14 protein-coding genes are annotated in these 18,697 nt (G+C 65.8%); 13 read left to right on the top strand and 1 reads right to left on the bottom strand.

Annotation, left to right across the window (positions count from 1 at the left end; genetic code table 11):
• Positions 1-96 precede the first annotated feature (96 nt).
• The 13 genes from secE to tuf all read left to right on the top strand — a co-directional run bounded on the left by secE (position 97) and on the right by tuf (position 18,073).
• Positions 97-384, top strand: a complete 288-nt coding sequence (gene secE, locus OG521_16055; protein WUW22233.1) for a preprotein translocase subunit SecE — start codon at positions 97-99, stop codon at positions 382-384.
• 73 nt (positions 385-457) lie between these two features.
• Complete coding sequence (gene nusG / locus OG521_16050; GenBank protein ID WUW22232.1) at positions 458-1,360, top strand: transcription termination/antitermination protein NusG; 903 nt, start codon at positions 458-460, stop codon at positions 1,358-1,360.
• Positions 1,361-1,550: 190 nt separating this feature from the next.
• The gene (gene rplK / locus OG521_16045) at positions 1,551-1,985 is read left to right on the top strand and encodes a 50S ribosomal protein L11 (GenBank protein ID WUW22231.1); all 435 of its coding nucleotides are present in this window, start codon (positions 1,551-1,553) and stop codon (positions 1,983-1,985) included.
• 79 nt (positions 1,986-2,064) lie between these two features.
• Positions 2,065-2,787 carry a 50S ribosomal protein L1 gene (rplA, locus tag OG521_16040; GenBank protein WUW22230.1) on the top strand — a complete coding sequence of 241 codons (723 nt, stop codon included), beginning with the start codon at positions 2,065-2,067 and terminating at the stop codon, positions 2,785-2,787.
• 161 nt (positions 2,788-2,948) lie between these two features.
• Complete coding sequence (locus OG521_16035) at positions 2,949-3,866, top strand: hypothetical protein (protein WUW22229.1); 918 nt, start codon at positions 2,949-2,951, stop codon at positions 3,864-3,866.
• 276 nt (positions 3,867-4,142) lie between these two features.
• Positions 4,143-4,700 (top strand): 50S ribosomal protein L10, encoded by a 558-nt coding sequence (gene rplJ, locus OG521_16030; GenBank protein WUW22228.1) that lies wholly within the window; start codon positions 4,143-4,145, stop codon positions 4,698-4,700.
• Between the two features lie 83 nt (positions 4,701-4,783).
• Entirely contained in the window at positions 4,784-5,164 is a 381-nt protein-coding gene (gene rplL / locus OG521_16025; protein ID WUW22227.1) for a 50S ribosomal protein L7/L12, read from the top strand.
• 596 nt (positions 5,165-5,760) lie between these two features.
• Complete coding sequence (gene rpoB / locus OG521_16020; protein WUW22226.1) at positions 5,761-9,246, top strand: DNA-directed RNA polymerase subunit beta; 3,486 nt, start codon at positions 5,761-5,763, stop codon at positions 9,244-9,246.
• Between the two features lie 129 nt (positions 9,247-9,375).
• Positions 9,376-13,275, top strand: a complete 3,900-nt coding sequence (locus tag OG521_16015) for a DNA-directed RNA polymerase subunit beta' (protein WUW22225.1) — start codon at positions 9,376-9,378, stop codon at positions 13,273-13,275.
• A gap of 431 nt (positions 13,276-13,706) precedes the next feature.
• Positions 13,707-14,078, top strand: a complete 372-nt coding sequence (rpsL, locus tag OG521_16010; protein WUW22224.1) for a 30S ribosomal protein S12 — start codon at positions 13,707-13,709, stop codon at positions 14,076-14,078.
• 2 nt (positions 14,079-14,080) lie between these two features.
• The gene (rpsG, locus tag OG521_16005) at positions 14,081-14,551 is read left to right on the top strand and encodes a 30S ribosomal protein S7 (GenBank protein WUW22223.1); all 471 of its coding nucleotides are present in this window, start codon (positions 14,081-14,083) and stop codon (positions 14,549-14,551) included.
• Between the two features lie 38 nt (positions 14,552-14,589).
• Positions 14,590-16,719: an elongation factor G gene (gene fusA, locus OG521_16000; GenBank protein ID WUW22222.1), complete on the top strand. Its 2,130-nt coding sequence runs from the start codon at positions 14,590-14,592 to the stop codon at positions 16,717-16,719.
• 160 nt (positions 16,720-16,879) lie between these two features.
• Entirely contained in the window at positions 16,880-18,073 is a 1,194-nt protein-coding gene (tuf, locus tag OG521_15995; GenBank protein ID WUW22221.1) for an elongation factor Tu, read from the top strand.
• A 95-nt stretch (positions 18,074-18,168) separates the two neighbouring features.
• On the opposite strand, the gene OG521_15990 is transcribed toward tuf, so the two are convergent.
• Complete coding sequence (locus tag OG521_15990) at positions 18,169-18,639, bottom strand: GNAT family N-acetyltransferase (protein WUW22220.1); 471 nt, start codon at positions 18,637-18,639, stop codon at positions 18,169-18,171.
• Positions 18,640-18,697 lie beyond the last annotated feature (58 nt).

The following is an 18,697-nucleotide window of genomic DNA, read 5'->3' as shown; positions in this document are numbered from 1 at the left end:
CTTCGCCAGGATGTGTGCGCATGTACGTACTTCAATGCACCGCCGTGCGGCTCCACCGGGCGCGGCACGGCCATGACCCGGAATCAGGTGAGAAGCGTGACGGACGCCGTGGGCTCCATCGACATGCCTGATGCCGAGGATGAAGTCCCCGAGTCGAAGAAGAAGACCCGGAAGGGCGGCAAGCGCGGCAAGAAGGGCCCTCTGGGCCGTCTCGCGCTCTTCTACCGCCAGATCGTCGCCGAGCTCCGCAAGGTTGTCTGGCCGACTCGCAACCAGCTGACGACATACACCTCCGTGGTGATCGTGTTCGTGGTCGTCATGATTGGTCTTGTTACCGTGATTGACTTCGGTTTCCAGCGGGTCATCAAGTACGTCTTCGGCTGATCCCGCGGAGGGCGCCTCATGGGCGCCCCTTTCGCATGTTCCACCCATTTGTATCCAGGAAGAAGCAGCCACCGTGTCTGACCCGAACCTGAACGACGCCGTCGAGCCGACGGCGGGCGCCTTCGAGTCCGCCGAGGACGAGCTCGACATCGTCGAGGCGGCGGACGCTGTGGAGCCGGACCAGGCTGAAGCTGCCGACGCCGCCGCGGGCGAGCCCGCCGAGCAGGCCGCCGTGCACACCGAGGAAGCCGCCGACGAGGCCGCTGACGCCGAGGACGAGGCTTCCGACGAGGACGCCGAGGCGACCGACGAAGCCGCTGACGAGACCGACGAGGAAGAGGCCGAGCCGGCCGAGCCCGTCGACGCCGTCACCGCCCTGCGCGAGGAGCTCCGCGGCCTCCCGGGCGAGTGGTACGTCATTCACACGTACGCCGGTTACGAGAAGCGTGTGAAGGCCAACCTGGAGCAGCGCGCCGTCTCGCTGAACGTGGAGGAGTTCATCTATCAGGCCGAGGTGCCTGAGGAGGAAATCGTCCAGATCAAGAACGGCGAGCGCAAGAACGTCCGGCAGAACAAGCTCCCGGGTTACGTCCTGGTGCGCATGGACCTGACGAACGAGTCCTGGGGCGTCGTCCGCAACACTCCCGGTGTCACCGGCTTCGTGGGCAACGCCTACGACCCGTACCCGCTGACGCTGGACGAGATCGTCAAGATGCTCGCGCCGGAGGCCGAGGAGAAGGCCGCCCGCGAGGCCGCAGAGGCCGAGGGCAAGCCGGCTCCGTCCCGCAAGGTCGAGGTCCAGGTGCTGGACTTCGAGGTCGGCGACTCCGTCACCGTCACCGACGGCCCGTTCGCGACGCTGCAGGCGACGATCAACGAGATCAACGCCGACTCGAAGAAGGTCAAGGGCCTCGTCGAGATCTTCGGCCGCGAGACGCCGGTCGAGCTCAGCTTCGACCAGATCCAGAAGAACTAGCGGCTGCCCCGAGCGGGCGCCCACCAGCTTCTGGACACATGCCTACCGAGCAGGTCAGAACGGCTGTCAAAGCCGGTCTGACCTGCTCGGTTTTTGGTCGCGCAGCTATACCCGTTATCGTTGTGCGGTATGCCTGCATCCGGATGACCGGATGACGGCGAAAACTCTCACTAGGACCCGGAGAGAGCACATGCCTCCCAAGAAGAAGAAGGTCACGGGGCTTATCAAGCTCCAGATCAACGCCGGTGCGGCCAACCCGGCACCGCCGGTCGGCCCCGCACTGGGCCAGCACGGCGTCAACATCATGGAGTTCTGCAAGGCCTACAACGCCGCGACCGAGTCGCAGCGTGGCATGGTCGTGCCGGTGGAGATCACGGTCTACGACGACCGTTCCTTCACCTTCATCACCAAGACTCCGCCGGCCGCCAAGCTGATCCTCAAGGCCGCGGGTGTGGACAAGGGCTCCGGCGAGCCGCACAAGACCAAGGTTGCCAAGCTGACGGCCGCCCAGGTCCGCGAGATCGCCACGACGAAGCTCCCCGACCTGAACGCCAATGACCTCGACGCCGCGTCGAAGATCATCGCCGGCACCGCCCGTTCCATGGGCATCACGGTCGAAGGCTGATTCAGCCCCACCCCCTCAGTGGTAGGACCAAGCGCTGGTCCGCACCACGACTCCACACTCTGAAACCACAGGAGTAGAAGTGAAGCGCAGCAAGAACCTCCGCGCTGCGGACGCCAAGATCGACCGGGCGCGCAACTACGCCCCGCTCGAGGCCGTCCGTATCGCCAAGGACACCGCCTCCACGAAGTTCGACAGCACCGTCGAGGTCGCGTTTGCCCTGGGTGTTGACCCTCGCAAGGCCGACCAGATGGTCCGTGGCACCGTGAACCTCCCGCACGGCACCGGCAAGACCGCCCGGGTCCTGGTCTTCGCGACCGGTGACCGTGCTGCGGCCGCGGAAGCCGCGGGCGCCGACATCGTCGGCGCCGACGAGCTCATCGACGAGGTGGCGAAGGGCCGTCTGGACTTCGACGCCGTCGTCGCGACCCCGGACCTCATGGGCAAGGTCGGCCGCCTCGGCCGCGTGCTCGGTCCGCGTGGTCTGATGCCGAACCCGAAGACCGGCACCGTCACCCCCGACGTCGTGAAGGCTGTCAACGACATCAAGGGCGGCAAGATCGAGTTCCGCGTCGACAAGCACTCGAACCTGCACTTCATCATCGGCAAGACCTCGTTCGACGAGACCAAGCTGGTGGAGAACTACGCAGCGGCGCTGGAGGAGATCCTCCGTCTGAAGCCGTCCGCCGCCAAGGGCCGCTACATCAAGAAGGCCACGCTGGCCACCACGATGGGCCCCGGCATCCCGCTGGACTCCAACCGCACCCGTAACCTCCTCGTCGAGGAGGACCCGGCCGCCGTCTGAGCCTCCGTGCTCGTACGACCGCCGTGTCACGTGTGACATTGACGGGCCCCGCAACCTTTCGAGGTGCGGGGCCCGTCCTCGTATGTACGCAACCGTGGCTGTCGGAGCCGTGCGCTAGCGTGCGGGGCGTACCGGGAGCCGATCGAGGGGTGGAGACGGACATGAGGACCAGTACCGTACGGCGCGTGGGCCTGGCCGTGGCTGTGGCGGCGGCGCTGACGTCGGTCGCGGCCTGCGGCGGATCGGACGACGCCGCCGGGCCGAAGACCGAGGACGGGAACGGCGGCACCTCGGTGGTGAAGACCGACACCATCGCGGCGCTGCTCGACGTACAGAAGAAGACCGGCACGGCGAACTCGGCGAAGATCGAGGGCACCACCGTCATGGGCAGCACCATGTCCATGAAGCAGAGCGGGGTCATGGAGTGGTCCGACGGCGTCACCGGCGCCATGAAGATCACCTACACGGGCGGCTCCATGGCCGACTCCATGAAGAAGCTCGGCAGCGACGGCAGCATGCAGGCCCGCTACTTCAAGGACGGCTACGCCGCCGACATGGGCCCGGCCATGGCCAAGCAGACCGGCGGCAAGCGCTGGATCAGCTACTCCTACGACGACCTCGCCGAGCTCGGCGGTGCCTCCGGTGCCGCGATGAAGGACCAGATGCAGAACACCACTCCCGACCAGGGAGTGAAGTCGCTGCTGGCCTCCGGTGACGTGAAGAAGGTCGGCCAGGAGGATGTCCGCGGTGTCGCCACCACGCACTACTCCGGCACCGTCGACGTCGCCGAGCTGACCGCCAAGAACTCCAAGCTCGACGCCGACCAGCTCACCGCCCTCAAGAAGCAGCTCACCGACGCGGGCATCACCACGGAGAAGGTCGACATCTGGGTCGACGGGAACGACCTCCTGGTGAAGAAGAGCGAGCGCGGACAGATGAAGACCGGCGAGCTCAACTCGACGGTGTTCTACAGCGACTACGGGACCAAGGTCTCGGTCGAGCGGCCGCCGGCCGGCGAGACCATCGGCTTCAAGGAACTGCTGGAACAGCAGCAGGGTGCGGCCTCGGGCGCGTCCTAAACCTCTCCGGAGCACCCGAAGCGGGACGGATTTGCCCGGCGCGACCCCGGTCGCGTACTCTTCTGCAGAAGCCAAAGACCGCTGGTCGTTGCTCGGAACCCGCAAGGGTGACGGCAACCGAAGGATCCGTTGGATACGGACGACCTGCGCAGGTGACTGTGGAAAAGCTCCCGGACTCGTTCCGGTCGAGCTTCGCCCTGGCGCCTGCGCCGGGGCGTTTCGTCTTTTCCGGGTTCTTTTGAGCGGTCCTCATCACCCGGAAGGAGGCCGACGCTCATGGCAAGGCCCGACAAGGCTGCAGCGGTAGCCGAGCTCGCGGACCAGTTCCGCAGCTCGAACGCCGCCGTGCTGACCGAGTACCGGGGTCTCACCGTGGCACAGCTCAAGCAGCTGCGCCGTTCGCTCGGTGAGAACGCCCAGTACGCCGTGGTGAAGAACACGCTGACCAAGATTGCGGCCAACGAGGCCGGGATCGACACGCTGGACGACCTGTTCGCAGGTCCGACGGCGGTTGCCTTCGTCACCGGTGACCCGGTGGAGTCGGCGAAGGGTCTTCGTGACTTCGCCAAGGACAACCCCAACCTCATCATCAAGGGCGGTGTCCTTGACGGTAAGGCGCTGTCCGCCGATGAGATCAAGAAGCTCGCGGACCTCGAGTCCCGCGAGGTTCTGCTCGCCAAGCTGGCCGGCGCCATGAAGGGCAAGCAGACTCAGGCTGCGCAGCTCTTCCAGGCTCTGCCGTCGAAGTTCGTCCGCACCGCGGAAGCTCTTCGTGCCAAGCGGGAAGAGCAGGGCGGTGCCGGTACTCCGGCTCCCGCCGAGGCCGCCGAGTAATTTCGCTCAGCGGTCCAGCGGGCTCCACGTACGCCCGCCGACATATACATCCGGCACCTGCCGAATAGTGGAAGGACGCCATCATGGCGAAGCTCAGCCAGGAAGACCTGCTCGCTCAGTTCGAGGAGCTCACCCTCATCGAGCTCTCCGAGTTCGTCAAGGCCTTCGAGGAGAAGTTCGACGTCACCGCCGCCGCGGCCGTCGCCGCCGCTCCGGTCGGCGCTGCTGCCCCGGCCGAGGCCGCTGCCGAGCAGGACGAGTTCGACGTCATCCTCACCGCCGCCGGTGACAAGAAGATCCAGGTCATCAAGGTCGTGCGTGAGCTGACCTCCCTCGGCCTGAAGGAGGCCAAGGACCTCGTCGACGGCGCCCCGAAGCCCGTCGTCGAGAAGGTCGCCAAGGAGGCCGCCGAGAAGGCTGCCGAGTCCCTCAAGGCCGCCGGCGCCTCCGTCGAGGTCAAGTGACCCTGCGAGTCTTCTGACTCGTCTGGACCCCCGTGCCGCGAGGCACGGACGTCACATCGCGAAAGGCGATCACCCGTATGGGTGGTCGCCTTTCGGCGTACCCGTGGCGGGTGCCTTGCTCTTCCCGCGCTGACGAGTATGGTGATCTTCGCCGTGCGCCTCTCGTGGGGGGCGCGGGCGGTGGCGAGGGGCGGCGGGGCACGAGTCTCGGGGCCCGTCCCGGCTGGGGGGCCTTGACGAACCGCACGAGGCGCGCAATTCTCAAGGCGCGTCGTCACATCGATCCGGATCCGAGGCATGGATCGATGGCGAAGAGGGCAGTAAAGAAGAGCGCAGCTCGCGCAGGGCTAGACATAGGTGTTGAGAACAGCTGTTGAGAGCAACGTGGGTCTCTGAGAACCCCGACTGGACATCAGTGTGCCGCTTGGCTACACTGACCCTTTGCGCTGCCTGTTAGCTGCCTCCTGCCCGTCACCAGGGGCATACCCATCCTGTGCACCGTGGACCGCTCATCCCTCACCTGGGATATCTGTCCACCTGTCCAATTTGGGACCGGTACGCGCGTAGTGAGTCCGAGCCCTCGGAAGGACCCCCTCTTGGCCGCCTCGCGCAACGCCTCGACCGCGAATACGAACAACGGTGCCAGCACCGCCCCGCTGCGCATCTCTTTTGCAAAGATCAAGGAGCCCCTCGAGGTTCCGAACCTCCTCGCGCTGCAGACCGAGAGCTTTGACTGGCTCCTCGGTAATGCCGCCTGGAAGGCTCGCGTCGAGGCTGCTCTGGACAGTGGACAAGACGTCCCCACCAAGTCCGGCCTGGAGGAGATCTTCGAGGAGATCTCACCGATCGAGGACTTCTCCGGGTCGATGTCGCTTACGTTCCGCGACCACCGCTTCGAGCCCCCCAAGAACTCGATCGACGAGTGCAAGGAGCGCGACTTCACGTTCGCCGCCCCGCTCTTCGTCACGGCCGAGTTCACCAACAACGAGACCGGCGAGATCAAGTCCCAGACGGTCTTCATGGGCGATTTCCCGCTCATGACCAACAAGGGCACCTTCGTCATCAACGGCACCGAGCGTGTCGTGGTGTCGCAGCTGGTCCGCTCGCCGGGTGTCTACTTCGACTCGTCGATCGACAAGACGTCCGACAAGGACATCTTCTCCGCCAAGATCATCCCGTCCCGGGGTGCCTGGCTGGAGATGGAGATCGACAAGCGCGACATGGTCGGTGTCCGCATCGACCGCAAGCGCAAGCAGTCCGTCACCGTCCTCCTGAAGGCTCTCGGCTGGAGCACCGAGCAGATCCTCGAGGAGTTCGGCGAGTACGAGTCCATGCGCGCCACCCTGGAGAAGGACCACACCCAGGGCCAGGACGACGCGCTGCTCGACATCTACCGCAAGCTCCGCCCCGGCGAGCCGCCGACCCGCGAGGCCGCTCAGACGCTGCTCGAGAACCTCTACTTCAACCCGAAGCGCTACGACCTCGCGAAGGTCGGCCGCTACAAGGTGAACAAGAAGCTCGGCGCCGACGAGCCGCTGGACGCCGGCGTGCTCACCACCGACGACGTCATCGCGACCATCAAGTACCTGGTCAAGCTGCACGCCGGTGAGACCGAGACGACCGGCGAGTCGGGCCGGGAGATCGTCGTCGAGACCGACGACATCGACCACTTCGGCAACCGCCGTCTGCGTAACGTCGGCGAGCTCATCCAGAACCAGGTCCGTACGGGTCTGGCGAGGATGGAGCGCGTCGTGCGTGAGCGCATGACGACCCAGGACGTCGAGGCGATCACGCCGCAGACCCTGATCAACATCCGGCCGGTCGTCGCCTCCATCAAGGAGTTCTTCGGCACCAGCCAGCTGTCCCAGTTCATGGACCAGAACAACCCGCTGTCGGGTCTCACCCACAAGCGCCGCCTGTCGGCTCTTGGCCCGGGTGGTCTCTCCCGTGAGCGGGCCGGCTTCGAGGTCCGTGACGTGCACCCGTCCCACTACGGACGCATGTGCCCGATCGAGACCCCTGAAGGCCCGAACATCGGTCTGATCGGTTCGCTCGCCTCGTACGGCCGCGTCAACGCGTTCGGCTTCATCGAGACGCCGTACCGCAAGGTCGTCGACGGCCAGGTCACCGACGAGGTCGACTACGTCACGGCCGACGAGGAAGACCGTTACGTCATCGCCCAGGCGAACGCGACGCTCTCCGACGAGCTGCGCTTCACCGAGCCCCGCGTCCTGGTCCGCCGTCGTGGCGGAGAGGTCGACTACGTGCCCGGCACCGAAGTCGACTACATGGACGTCTCGCCGCGCCAGATGGTGTCCGTCGCCACCGCGATGATCCCGTTCCTGGAGCACGACGACGCCAACCGTGCCCTCATGGGCGCGAACATGATGCGTCAGGCGGTGCCGCTCATCAAGTCCGAGGCGCCGCTCGTCGGCACCGGCATGGAGTACCGCTGCGCCACCGACGCCGGTGACGTGCTGAAGGCCGAGAAGGACGGTGTGGTCCAGGAGGTCTCCGCGGACTACATCACCGTGACGAACGATGACGGTACGTACACCACGTACCGCATCGCGAAGTTCATGCGCTCCAACCAGGGCACCTCGGTCAACCAGAAGGTCGTCGTCTCCGAGGGCGACCGGGTCATCGAGGGCCAGGTGCTCGCCGACGGTCCGGCCACCGAGAACGGTGAGATGGCGCTCGGCAAGAACCTGCTCGTGGCGTTCATGCCCTGGGAGGGTCACAACTACGAGGACGCGATCATTCTTTCGCAGCGCCTCGTACAGGACGACGTCCTCTCCTCGATCCACATCGAGGAGCACGAGGTCGACGCCCGTGACACCAAGCTCGGCCCGGAGGAGATCACCCGGGACATCCCGAACGTCTCCGAAGAGGTCCTCGCCGACCTCGACGAGCGCGGCATCATCCGTATCGGTGCCGAGGTCGTCGCCGGCGACATCCTCGTCGGCAAGGTCACGCCCAAGGGCGAGACCGAGCTGACCCCCGAGGAGCGCCTGCTCCGCGCGATCTTCGGCGAGAAGGCGCGCGAAGTGCGCGACACCTCGCTGAAGGTGCCGCACGGTGAGATCGGCAAGGTCATCGGCGTCCGCGTCTTCGACCGCGAAGAGGGCGACGAGCTGCCGCCGGGCGTGAACCAGCTGGTCCGCGTCTACGTCGCGCAGAAGCGCAAGATCACCGATGGTGACAAGCTCGCCGGCCGTCACGGCAACAAGGGCGTCATCTCGAAGATCCTCCCGATCGAGGACATGCCGTTCCTGGAGGACGGCACCCCGGTCGACATCATCCTCAACCCGCTGGGTGTCCCGTCCCGAATGAACCCGGGACAGGTCCTGGAGATCCACCTCGGCTGGCTCGCCAGCCGCGGCTGGGACGTCTCCGGCCTCGGTGACGAGTGGGCCAAGCGCCTGCAGTTCATCGGCGCCGACCAGGTCGCCCCCGGCACCAACGTCGCCACGCCCGTCTTCGACGGTGCGCGCGAGGACGAGATCACCGGCCTGTTCCAGGCCACGATCCCGAACCGCGACGGCGACCGGCTGGTCCAGCCCTCGGGCAAGGCCAACCTGTTCGACGGCCGCTCCGGCGAGCCGTTCCCCGAGCCGGTCTCGGTCGGCTTCATGTACATCCTCAAGCTCCACCACCTCGTCGACGACAAGCTGCACGCTCGTTCGACGGGTCCGTACTCCATGATCACCCAGCAGCCGCTGGGTGGTAAGGCTCAGTTCGGTGGACAGCGCTTCGGTGAAATGGAGGTGTGGGCCCTTGAAGCTTATGGCGCCGCTTACGCCCTCCAGGAGCTGCTGACGATCAAGTCCGACGACGTGACCGGCCGCGTGAAGGTCTACGAGGCCATCGTCAAGGGCGAGAACATCCCCGAGCCCGGCATTCCCGAGTCCTTCAAGGTGCTCATCAAGGAAATGCAGTCGCTCTGCCTCAACGTGGAGGTGCTGTCCTCGGACGGCATGTCCATCGAGATGCGCGACACGGACGAGGACGTCTTCCGCGCGGCGGAGGAGCTCGGAATCGACCTGTCCCGGCGAGAGCCGAGCAGCGTCGAAGAGGTCTGACGGGTTGGCCGGCCGGATCCCCGTGATCCGGCCGGCTCTCCCCGGACCCGTTCAGACCATTGCTGAAGTGCCCCGATTTCTCGCGTGACGCGAGGGGGCTCGAACCCCCGAAAGAGGGATTGACGACAAGTGCTCGACGTCAACTTCTTCGACGAGCTGCGGATCGGCCTTGCCACCGCGGACGACATCCGGACCTGGTCCCACGGCGAAGTGAAGAAGCCGGAGACCATCAACTACCGCACGCTCAAGCCCGAAAAGGACGGACTCTTCTGCGAGAAGATCTTCGGTCCGACCCGGGACTGGGAGTGCTACTGCGGCAAGTACAAGCGTGTCCGCTTCAAGGGCATCATCTGTGAGCGCTGTGGCGTCGAGGTCACTCGCGCCAAGGTGCGCCGTGAGCGCATGGGCCACATCGAGCTTGCCGCTCCCGTCACCCACATCTGGTACTTCAAGGGTGTCCCGTCGCGTCTGGGCTACCTGCTGGACCTCGCGCCGAAGGACCTCGAGAAGGTCATCTACTTCGCCGCGTACATGATCACGTTCGTCGACGAGGAGCGCCGTACACGCGACCTCCCGTCGCTGGAGGCGCACGTCTCCGTCGAGCGTCAGCAGGTCGAGAACCGTCGCGACTCGGACCTCGAGAACCGTGCCAAGAAGCTCGAGACCGACCTCGGCGAGCTGGAGGCCGAGGGCGCCAAGGCCGACGTGCGCCGCAAGGTGCGCGAAGGTGCCGAGCGCGAGATGAAGCAGCTGCGCGACCGTGCGCAGCGCGAGATCGACCGCCTCGACGAGGTGTGGAGCCGGTTCAAGAACCTCAAGGTCCAGGACCTTGAGGGCGACGAGCTGCTCTACCGCGAGCTGCGTGACCGCTTCGGCACGTACTTCGACGGCTGCATGGGTGCCGCTGCTCTGCAGAAGCGCCTCGAGTCGTTCGACCTCGACGAGGAGGCCGAGCGCCTCCGCGAGATCATCCGTACCGGCAAGGGCCAGAAGAAGACCCGTGCGCTCAAGCGCCTCAAGGTCGTCTCCGCGTTCCTGCAGACCAGCAACAAGCCCAAGGGCATGGTGCTCGACTGCGTGCCGGTCATCCCGCCGGACCTGCGTCCGATGGTGCAGCTGGACGGTGGCCGCTTCGCGACCTCCGACCTGAACGACCTGTACCGCCGTGTGATCAACCGCAACAACCGCCTCAAGCGTCTCCTTGACCTCGGTGCCCCCGAGATCATCGTGAACAACGAGAAGCGGATGCTGCAGGAGGCCGTCGACGCGCTGTTCGACAACGGCCGCCGCGGTCGCCCGGTCACCGGTCCCGGTAACCGCCCGCTCAAGTCCCTCAGCGACATGCTGAAGGGCAAGCAGGGCCGATTCCGTCAGAACCTTCTCGGTAAGCGTGTGGACTACTCCGCGCGTTCCGTGATCGTCGTCGGCCCGCAGCTGAAGCTGCACCAGTGCGGTCTGCCCAAGGCCATGGCGCTGGAGCTCTTCAAGCCGTTCGTGATGAAGCGCCTGGTGGACCTGAACCACGCGCAGAACATCAAGTCGGCCAAGCGCATGGTCGAGCGCGGCCGCACGGTCGTGTACGACGTCCTGGAAGAGGTCATCGCGGAGCACCCGGTTCTCCTGAACCGTGCGCCCACGCTGCACCGTCTCGGCATCCAGGCCTTCGAGCCGCAGCTCGTCGAGGGCAAGGCCATCCAGATCCACCCGCTCGTCTGCACCGCGTTCAACGCGGACTTCGACGGTGACCAGATGGCCGTGCACCTGCCGCTCTCCGCGGAGGCGCAGGCCGAGGCCCGCATCCTGATGCTGTCCTCGAACAACATCCTGAAGCCGGCCGACGGCCGTCCGGTCACGATGCCGACCCAGGACATGGTGCTGGGTCTGTTCTTCCTGACCACCGACGGTGAACTCCGTGACACCAAGGGCGAGGGCCGCGCGTTCGGCTCCACGGCCGAGGCGATCATGGCGTTCGACGCCGGCGAGCTGGCGCTCCAGTCGTCCGTCGACATCCGCTTCCCGGTGGGCACCATCCCGCCGCGTGGCTGGGTGCCGCCGGTCGCCGAGGAGGGCGAGCCCGAGTACCAGCCGGGTGACACCTTCCGGCTGCGCACCAGCCTGGGCCGCGCGCTCTTCAACGAGCTGCTGCCCGAGGACTACCCGTTCGTCGACTACTCGGTCGGCAAGAAGCAGCTCTCCGAGATCGTCAACGACCTCGCCGAGCGCTACCCCAAGGTCATCGTGGCGGCGACGCTCGACAACCTGAAGGCGGCCGGCTTCCACTGGGCCACCCGTTCCGGAGTCACCGTCTCCGTCGCGGACATCGTCGTCCCCGAGGCCAAGAAGGCCATCGTCAAGGGCTACGAGGACCAGGACGAGAAGGTCCAGAAGCAGTACGAGCGCGGTCTGATCACCAAGGACGAGCGCACGCAGGAGCTCATCGCGATCTGGACCAAGGCGACCAACGAGGTTGCCGAGGCGATGAACGCGAACTTCCCCAAGACGAACCCCATCTTCATGATGGTTGACTCGGGTGCCCGAGGAAACATGATGCAGATGCGTCAGATCGCCGGTATGCGTGGTCTGGTGTCCAACGCCAAGAACGAGACGATCCCTCGTCCCATCAAGGCGTCCTTCCGTGAGGGCCTCACCGTTCTGGAGTACTTCATCTCCACGCACGGTGCCCGTAAGGGTCTGGCGGACACCGCCCTGCGTACCGCCGACTCGGGTTACCTGACCCGTCGTCTGGTGGACGTCTCGCAGGACGTGATCATTCGCGAGGAGGACTGCGGCACCGACCGCGGCCTCAAGCTGAAGATCGCGGTCAAGGGTGCCGACGGCGTGCTCCGCAAGACGGACGACGTCGAGACCTCGGTGTACGCCCGCATGCTGGCCGAGGACGTCGTCGTCGACGGCAAGGTCATCGCGCCGGCCAACGTCGACCTCGGTGACGTCCTGATCGACGCCCTGGTGGGCGCCGGAGTCGAGGAGGTCAAGACCCGCTCGGTCCTGACCTGTGAGTCCGCGGTCGGCACCTGTGCCTTCTGCTACGGACGCTCGCTCGCCACCGGCAAGCTGGTCGACATCGGTGAGGCGGTCGGCATCATCGCCGCCCAGTCCATCGGTGAGCCCGGTACCCAGCTGACGATGCGTACCTTCCACACCGGTGGTGTGGCCGGTGACGACATCACCCAGGGTCTGCCCCGAGTCGTCGAGCTCTTCGAAGCCCGTACGCCGAAGGGTGTCGCCCCGATCTCGGAGTCCGCGGGCCGGGTCCGGATCGAGGAGACCGAGAAGACCAAGAAGCTCGTGGTCACGCCGGACGACGGCAGCGACGAGATTCCCTTCCCGATCTCCAAGCGCGCCCGCCTGCTGGTGGGCGAGGGCGACCACGTCGAGGTGGGCCAGAAGCTCACCGTGGGTGCCACCAACCCGCACGACGTGCTGCGGATCCTCGGTCAGCGCGCGGTCCAGGTCCACCTGGTCGGCGAAGTCCAGAAGGTCTACAACTCGCAGGGTGTGTCGATCCACGACAAGCACATCGAGATCATCATCCGGCAGATGCTCCGCCGCGTGACGATCATCGAGTCCGGCGACGCGGAACTGCTGCCGGGCGAGCTCGTCGAGCGCTCGAAGTTCGAGACCGAGAACCGTCGTGTGGTCCAGGAGAGCGGTCACCCCGCCTCCGGCCGACCGCAGCTGATGGGTATCACCAAGGCCTCGCTGGCGACGGAGTCGTGGCTGTCCGCGGCTTCCTTCCAGGAGACGACCAGGGTCCTGACGGACGCGGCGATCAACGCCAAGTCCGACTCCCTGATCGGCCTCAAGGAGAACGTCATCATCGGTAAGCTCATCCCGGCCGGTACGGGTCTGTCCCGCTACCGCAACATCCGGGTCGAGCCGACCGAGGAGGCCAAGGCCGCGATGTACTCGGCCGTCGGCTACGACGACATCGACTACTCGCCGTTCGGCACCGGCTCCGGCCAGGCCGTTCCGCTGGAGGACTACGACTACGGTCCGTACAACCAGTAGGCGAGTCGCCTGATACGACCGGAGGGCGGTCATCCCGTTACGGGGTGGCCGCCCTCCGGCGTGCGATGCGTCACTCCGGCGGGGCGCGGCGTACGGTGGACTGAGCCCGTGAAGGCGCTGAGAGGCCGCTGAGGGGCCCTGCGGCATCCCGTACGGGCCAGGACAAGCCGGGCACGCGCCCCGGCGTGTCGCGGCGGACAGCATTTGTTTTGACCGGAGTCCGTGAGGTAGGTACGCTCAGACCTTGTGCCTGGGGTGTGCCTGGGCTCGTGTGCGTGTCCTCAACCGCACGGCGAGCTCGTCTTTGGCCACCGTGATCTGTGCTTCCACTGCTCCAGGGGAGTGGCCCGCAGCATTCGACACACCCGACCGCGTGGGTCGGCGACGTTCCAGGTTAGTTTCACCGACGGCACACAGAAACCGGAGAAGTAGTGCCTACGATTCAGCAGCTGGTCCGGAAGGGCCGGCAGGACAAGGTCGAGAAGAACAAGACGCCCGCGCTCGAGGGTTCGCCCCAGCGCCGCGGCGTCTGCACGCGTGTGTTCACGACCACCCCGAAGAAGCCGAACTCCGCGCTCCGGAAGGTCGCACGTGTGCGTCTGACCTCCGGCATCGAGGTCACGGCCTACATCCCGGGTGAGGGACACAACCTGCAGGAGCACTCCATCGTGCTCGTGCGTGGTGGCCGTGTGAAGGACCTGCCGGGTGTTCGTTACAAGATCATCCGCGGCTCCCTTGACACCCAGGGTGTCAAGAACCGCAAGCAGGCCCGCAGCCGCTACGGCGCCAAGAAGGAGAAGTAAGAATGCCTCGTAAGGGCCCCGCCCCGAAGCGCCCGGTCATCATTGACCCGGTCTATGGTTCTCCTCTTGTCACCTCGCTGATCAACAAGATCCTGCTCAACGGCAAGCGTTCCACCGCCGAGCGGATCGTGTACGGCGCCATGGAAGGCCTCCGCGAGAAGACCGGCGCTGACCCGGTCATCACGCTGAAGCGCGCGCTTGAGAACGTCAAGCCCTCGCTCGAGGTCAAGTCCCGCCGTGTCGGTGGCGCCACCTACCAGGTGCCGATCGAGGTCAAGCCCGGTCGCGCCGCCACCCTCGCGCTGCGCTGGGTCGTCGGCTACTCCCGCGCCCGTCGCGAGAAGACGATGACGGAGCGGCTCATGAACGAGCTGCTCGACGCCTCCAACGGTCTTGGCGCTGCCGTCAAGAAGCGCGAGGACACCCACAAGATGGCCGAGTCCAACAAGGCCTTCGCGCACTACCGCTGGTAGTCGCTTACCCCATCGAGACCGAGAGAAGATTGAGCCTTATGGCCACCACTTCGCTTGACCTGGCCAAGGTCCGCAACATTGGGATCATGGCCCACATCGACGCGGGCAAGACGACCACCACTGAGCGGATCCTGTTCTACACCGGCGTCTCGTACAAGATCGGTGAAGTCCACGACGGCGCTGCCACGATGGACTGGATGGAGCAGGAGCAGGAGCGCGGCATCACGATCACGTCCGCCGCGACGACCTGTCACTGGCCGCTCAATGATGTTGACCACACCATCAACATCATCGACACCCCGGGTCACGTCGACTTCACCGTCGAGGTGGAGCGTTCGCTCCGCGTCCTCGACGGTGCCGTCACCGTGTTCGACGGTGTGGCCGGCGTCGAGCCGCAGTCCGAGACCGTGTGGCGTCAGGCGGACCGCTACGGCGTTCCGCGTATCTGCTTCGTCAACAAGCTCGACCGCACCGGTGCCGAGTTCCACCGCTGTGTCGACATGATCGTCGACCGCCTGGGCGCGGTCCCGCTCGTCATGCAGCTCCCCATCGGCGCAGAGGCCGACTTCAAGGGCGTCGTCGACCTCGTGTCGATGAAGGCCTTCGTGTGGCCCGAAGAGGCCGCCAAGGGCGAGATGTACGACACGATCGACATCCCGGACACCCACAAGGAAGCCGCCGAGGAATGGCGCGGCAAGCTCCTTGAGGCCGTCTCCGAGAACGACGACGAGATGATGGAGCTGTACCTGGAGGGCGTCGAGCCCACCCAGGACCAGCTGCACGAGGCGATCCGCCGCATCACCCTCGCGTCGAAGGGCAGTGCCGACTCGGTCACCGTCACCCCGGTGTTCTGTGGCACCGCGTTCAAGAACAAGGGCGTCCAGCCCCTGCTCGACGCGGTCGTCCGCTACCTGCCTTCCCCCCTGGACGTCGAGGCCATCGAGGGCCACGACGTCAAGGACCCCGAGAAGGTCATCCAGCGCAAGCCTTCGGACGACGAGCCGTTCTCCGGTCTCGCGTTCAAGATTGCCAGCGACCCGCACCTCGGCAAGCTCACCTTCGTCCGGATCTACTCCGGTCGCCTCGAGGCCGGCACCGCGGTGCTGAACTCGGTCAAGGGCAAGAAGGAGCGCATCGGCAAGATCTACCGCATGCACGCGAACAAGCGTGAGGAGATCGCGTCGGTGGGCGCCGGTGACATCATCGCCGTCATGGGCCTGAAGCAGACCACCACCGGTGAGACGCTGTGTGACGACAAGAACCCGGTCATCCTGGAGTCCATGGACTTCCCGGCGCCGGTCATTCAGGTCGCCATCGAGCCCAAGTCCAAGGGTGACCAGGAGAAGCTGGGTGTCGCCATCCAGCGCCTCTCCGAGGAGGACCCGTCCTTCCAGGTGCACTCCGACGAGGAGACCGGCCAGACCATCATCGGTGGTATGGGCGAGCTTCACCTCGAGGTGCTCGTCGACCGCATGAAGCGCGAGTTCCGCGTCGAGGCGAACGTCGGCAAGCCGCAGGTCGCGTACCGCGAGACGATCCGCAAGGCCGTCGAGCGCATCGACTACACGCACAAGAAGCAGACTGGTGGTACCGGCCAGTTCGCGAAGGTGCAGATCGCCCTTGAGCCCATCGAGGGTGGCGACGCGTCCTACGAGTTCGTCAACAAGGTCACCGGTGGCCGCATCCCCCGTGAGTACATTCCCTCGGTGGACGCGGGTGCCCAGGAAGCCATGCAGTTCGGCATCCTGGCCGGCTACGAGATGGTCGGCGTCCGCGTCACCCTTCTCGACGGTGGTTACCACGAGGTCGACTCCTCGGAGCTCGCCTTCAAGATCGCCGGTTCGCAGGCGTTCAAGGAGGGTGCCCGCAAGGCGTCCCCCGTGCTCCTGGAGCCGATGATGGCCGTCGAGGTCACCACGCCCGAGGACTACATGGGCGATGTCATCGGCGACCTCAACTCCCGCCGTGGCCAGATCCAGGCCATGGAGGAGCGCAGCGGCGCTCGCGTCGTGAAGGGCCTCGTGCCCCTCTCGGAGATGTTCGGCTACGTCGGAGACCTCCGCAGCAAGACCTCGGGTCGCGCAAGCTACTCGATGCAGTTCGACTCCTACGCCGAGGTTCCGCGGAACGTCGCCGAGGAGATCATCGCGAAGGCCAAGGGCGAGTAACTCTCCGAGTTGACGCTTTAGGCTTATCACCGGAACCCGGTGGGGCATTTGACGCGGCGCGCATGCAATGCGTCGAATGCCCCGTGGGCCCGGCATCCCAGCAAAGATCACCTGGCGCCGATGAAGCAAGGCGTACAGAACCACTCCGCAGGAGGACCCAGTGGCGAAGGCAAAGTTCGAGCGGACTAAGCCGCACGTCAACATCGGCACCATCGGTCACATTGACCACGGTAAGACGACCCTCACGGCCGCCATTACCAAGGTGCTGCACGACGCGTACCCGGACCTGAACGAGGCCTCGGCCTTCGACCAGATCGACAAGGCTCCTGAGGAGCGCCAGCGCGGTATCACCATCTCGATCGCGCACGTCGAGTACCAGACGGAGTCGCGTCACTACGCGCACGTCGACTGCCCGGGTCACGCCGACTACATCAAGAACATGATCACGGGTGCGGCGCAGATGGACGGCGCCATCCTCGTGGTTGCCGCCACCGACGGCCCGATGCCGCAGACCAAGGAGCACGTGCTCCTGGCCCGCCAGGTCGGCGTTCCCTACATCGTCGTCGCCCTGAACAAGGCCGACATGGTGGACGACGAGGAGATCCTGGAGCTCGTCGAGCTCGAGGTTCGTGAGCTCCTCTCCGAGTACGAGTTCCCGGGCGACGACCTTCCGGTCGTCAAGGTCTCGGCGCTCAAGGCTCTTGAGGGTGACAAGGAGTGGGGCCAGACCGTCCTCGACCTGATGAAGGCCGTCGACGAGTCCATCCCGCAGCCCGAGCGTGACGTCGAGAAGCCGTTCCTGATGCCGATCGAGGACGTCTTCACGATCACCGGTCGTGGCACCGTCGTCACCGGTCGTATCGAGCGTGGTGTCCTCAAGGTCAACGAGACCGTCGACATCGTCGGTATCAAGACCGAGAAGACCACCACCACGGTCACCGGCATCGAGATGTTCCGCAAGCTGCTCGACGAGGGCCAGGCCGGTGAGAACGTCGGTCTGCTCCTCCGTGGCATCAAGCGCGAGGACGTCGAGCGCGGCCAGGTCATCATCAAGCCGGGTTCGGTCACGCCGCACACCGAGTTCGAGGCGCAGTCCTACATCCTGTCGAAGGACGAGGGTGGCCGTCACACCCCCTTCTTCAACAACTACCGCCCGCAGTTCTACTTCCGTACCACGGACGTGACGGGCGTTGTGACCCTTCCCGAGGGCACCGAGATGGTCATGCCGGGTGACAACACCCTCATGAACGTCGCGCTGATCCAGCCGGTCGCCATGGAAGAGGGCCTGAAGTTCGCCATCCGTGAGGGTGGCCGGACCGTGGGCGCCGGCCAGGTCACCAAGATCCTCAAGTAAGTCCTTGAGCGTCTGACCTGGTAGCTCCGCACAAGAGCACCGAGAAGGGCCCCGTCCCGCCGCGCAAGCGGTGGGACGGGGCCCTTCTTCTTGTCTCAGGCGGTGGGTACGGGAGGCGGCCGGCGCACCATGAACACGTCGACCGGGTCCTCGCGTTCCGTGGTGAATCCGTGCCGTTCGTACAGCCGCCGGGCCGCGCTGCCCTGGAGGACGTTGAGGCGGACCGGTACCCCTTCGGTGTCCGTACGGGCCAGCAGGGCGGCCAGCACGGCCGAGCCGATGCCCCGCCCCTGGAGTGCCTCGTCGAGGAAGAAGCTCTCCAGGCAGTGCCCGTCCTCGAAGGGGCGGAGGGTGACGCTGCCGGCGAAGCGGCCGTCGACGAGGATCACCGAGGTGTGTTCGGGCAGGTAGGAGTCGCGCAGCCGCTGGCGCACCCGGTGTTCGTCGTAGCGGCCGAGGCGGACCAGATCCGGGCGCATCACGACGGCCCGGATCTCGGCTATGGCCTCGACGTCCTCTGGGGTGGCGGGGCGCAGGGCCCAGTCCTGAGTGGTACGTACACGCATGGCGGGAGTCTGCCAGAGGGTCGGCCGGGTCTCGTTCGGAGATATGACATAGCTCCCT

The sequence above is a fragment of the Streptomyces sp. NBC_01463 genome (genome assembly GCA_036227345.1).
Lineage (GTDB): Bacteria > Actinomycetota > Actinomycetes > Streptomycetales > Streptomycetaceae > Streptomyces.
The sequence above is the reverse complement of the archived record's forward strand: the minus strand, read 5'-3'. Positions and strand labels throughout refer to the sequence as shown.

What these genes read in the sequence shown, in the direction of transcription:
- rplL (WUW22227.1), top strand. Translation starts at nt 4,784, where the DNA reads ATGGCGAAGCTCAGCCAGGAAGACCTGCTCGCTCAGTTCGAGGAGCTC.
- OG521_15990 (WUW22220.1), bottom strand. Translation starts at nt 18,639, where the DNA reads ATGCGTGTACGTACCACTCAGGACTGGGCCCTGCGCCCCGCCACCCCA.
- rplJ (WUW22228.1), top strand. Translation starts at nt 4,143, where the DNA reads ATGGCAAGGCCCGACAAGGCTGCAGCGGTAGCCGAGCTCGCGGACCAG.
- fusA (WUW22222.1), top strand. Translation starts at nt 14,590, where the DNA reads ATGGCCACCACTTCGCTTGACCTGGCCAAGGTCCGCAACATTGGGATC.
- rpsG (WUW22223.1), top strand. Translation starts at nt 14,081, where the DNA reads ATGCCTCGTAAGGGCCCCGCCCCGAAGCGCCCGGTCATCATTGACCCG.
- OG521_16035 (WUW22229.1), top strand. Translation starts at nt 2,949, where the DNA reads ATGAGGACCAGTACCGTACGGCGCGTGGGCCTGGCCGTGGCTGTGGCG.
- rplK (WUW22231.1), top strand. Translation starts at nt 1,551, where the DNA reads ATGCCTCCCAAGAAGAAGAAGGTCACGGGGCTTATCAAGCTCCAGATC.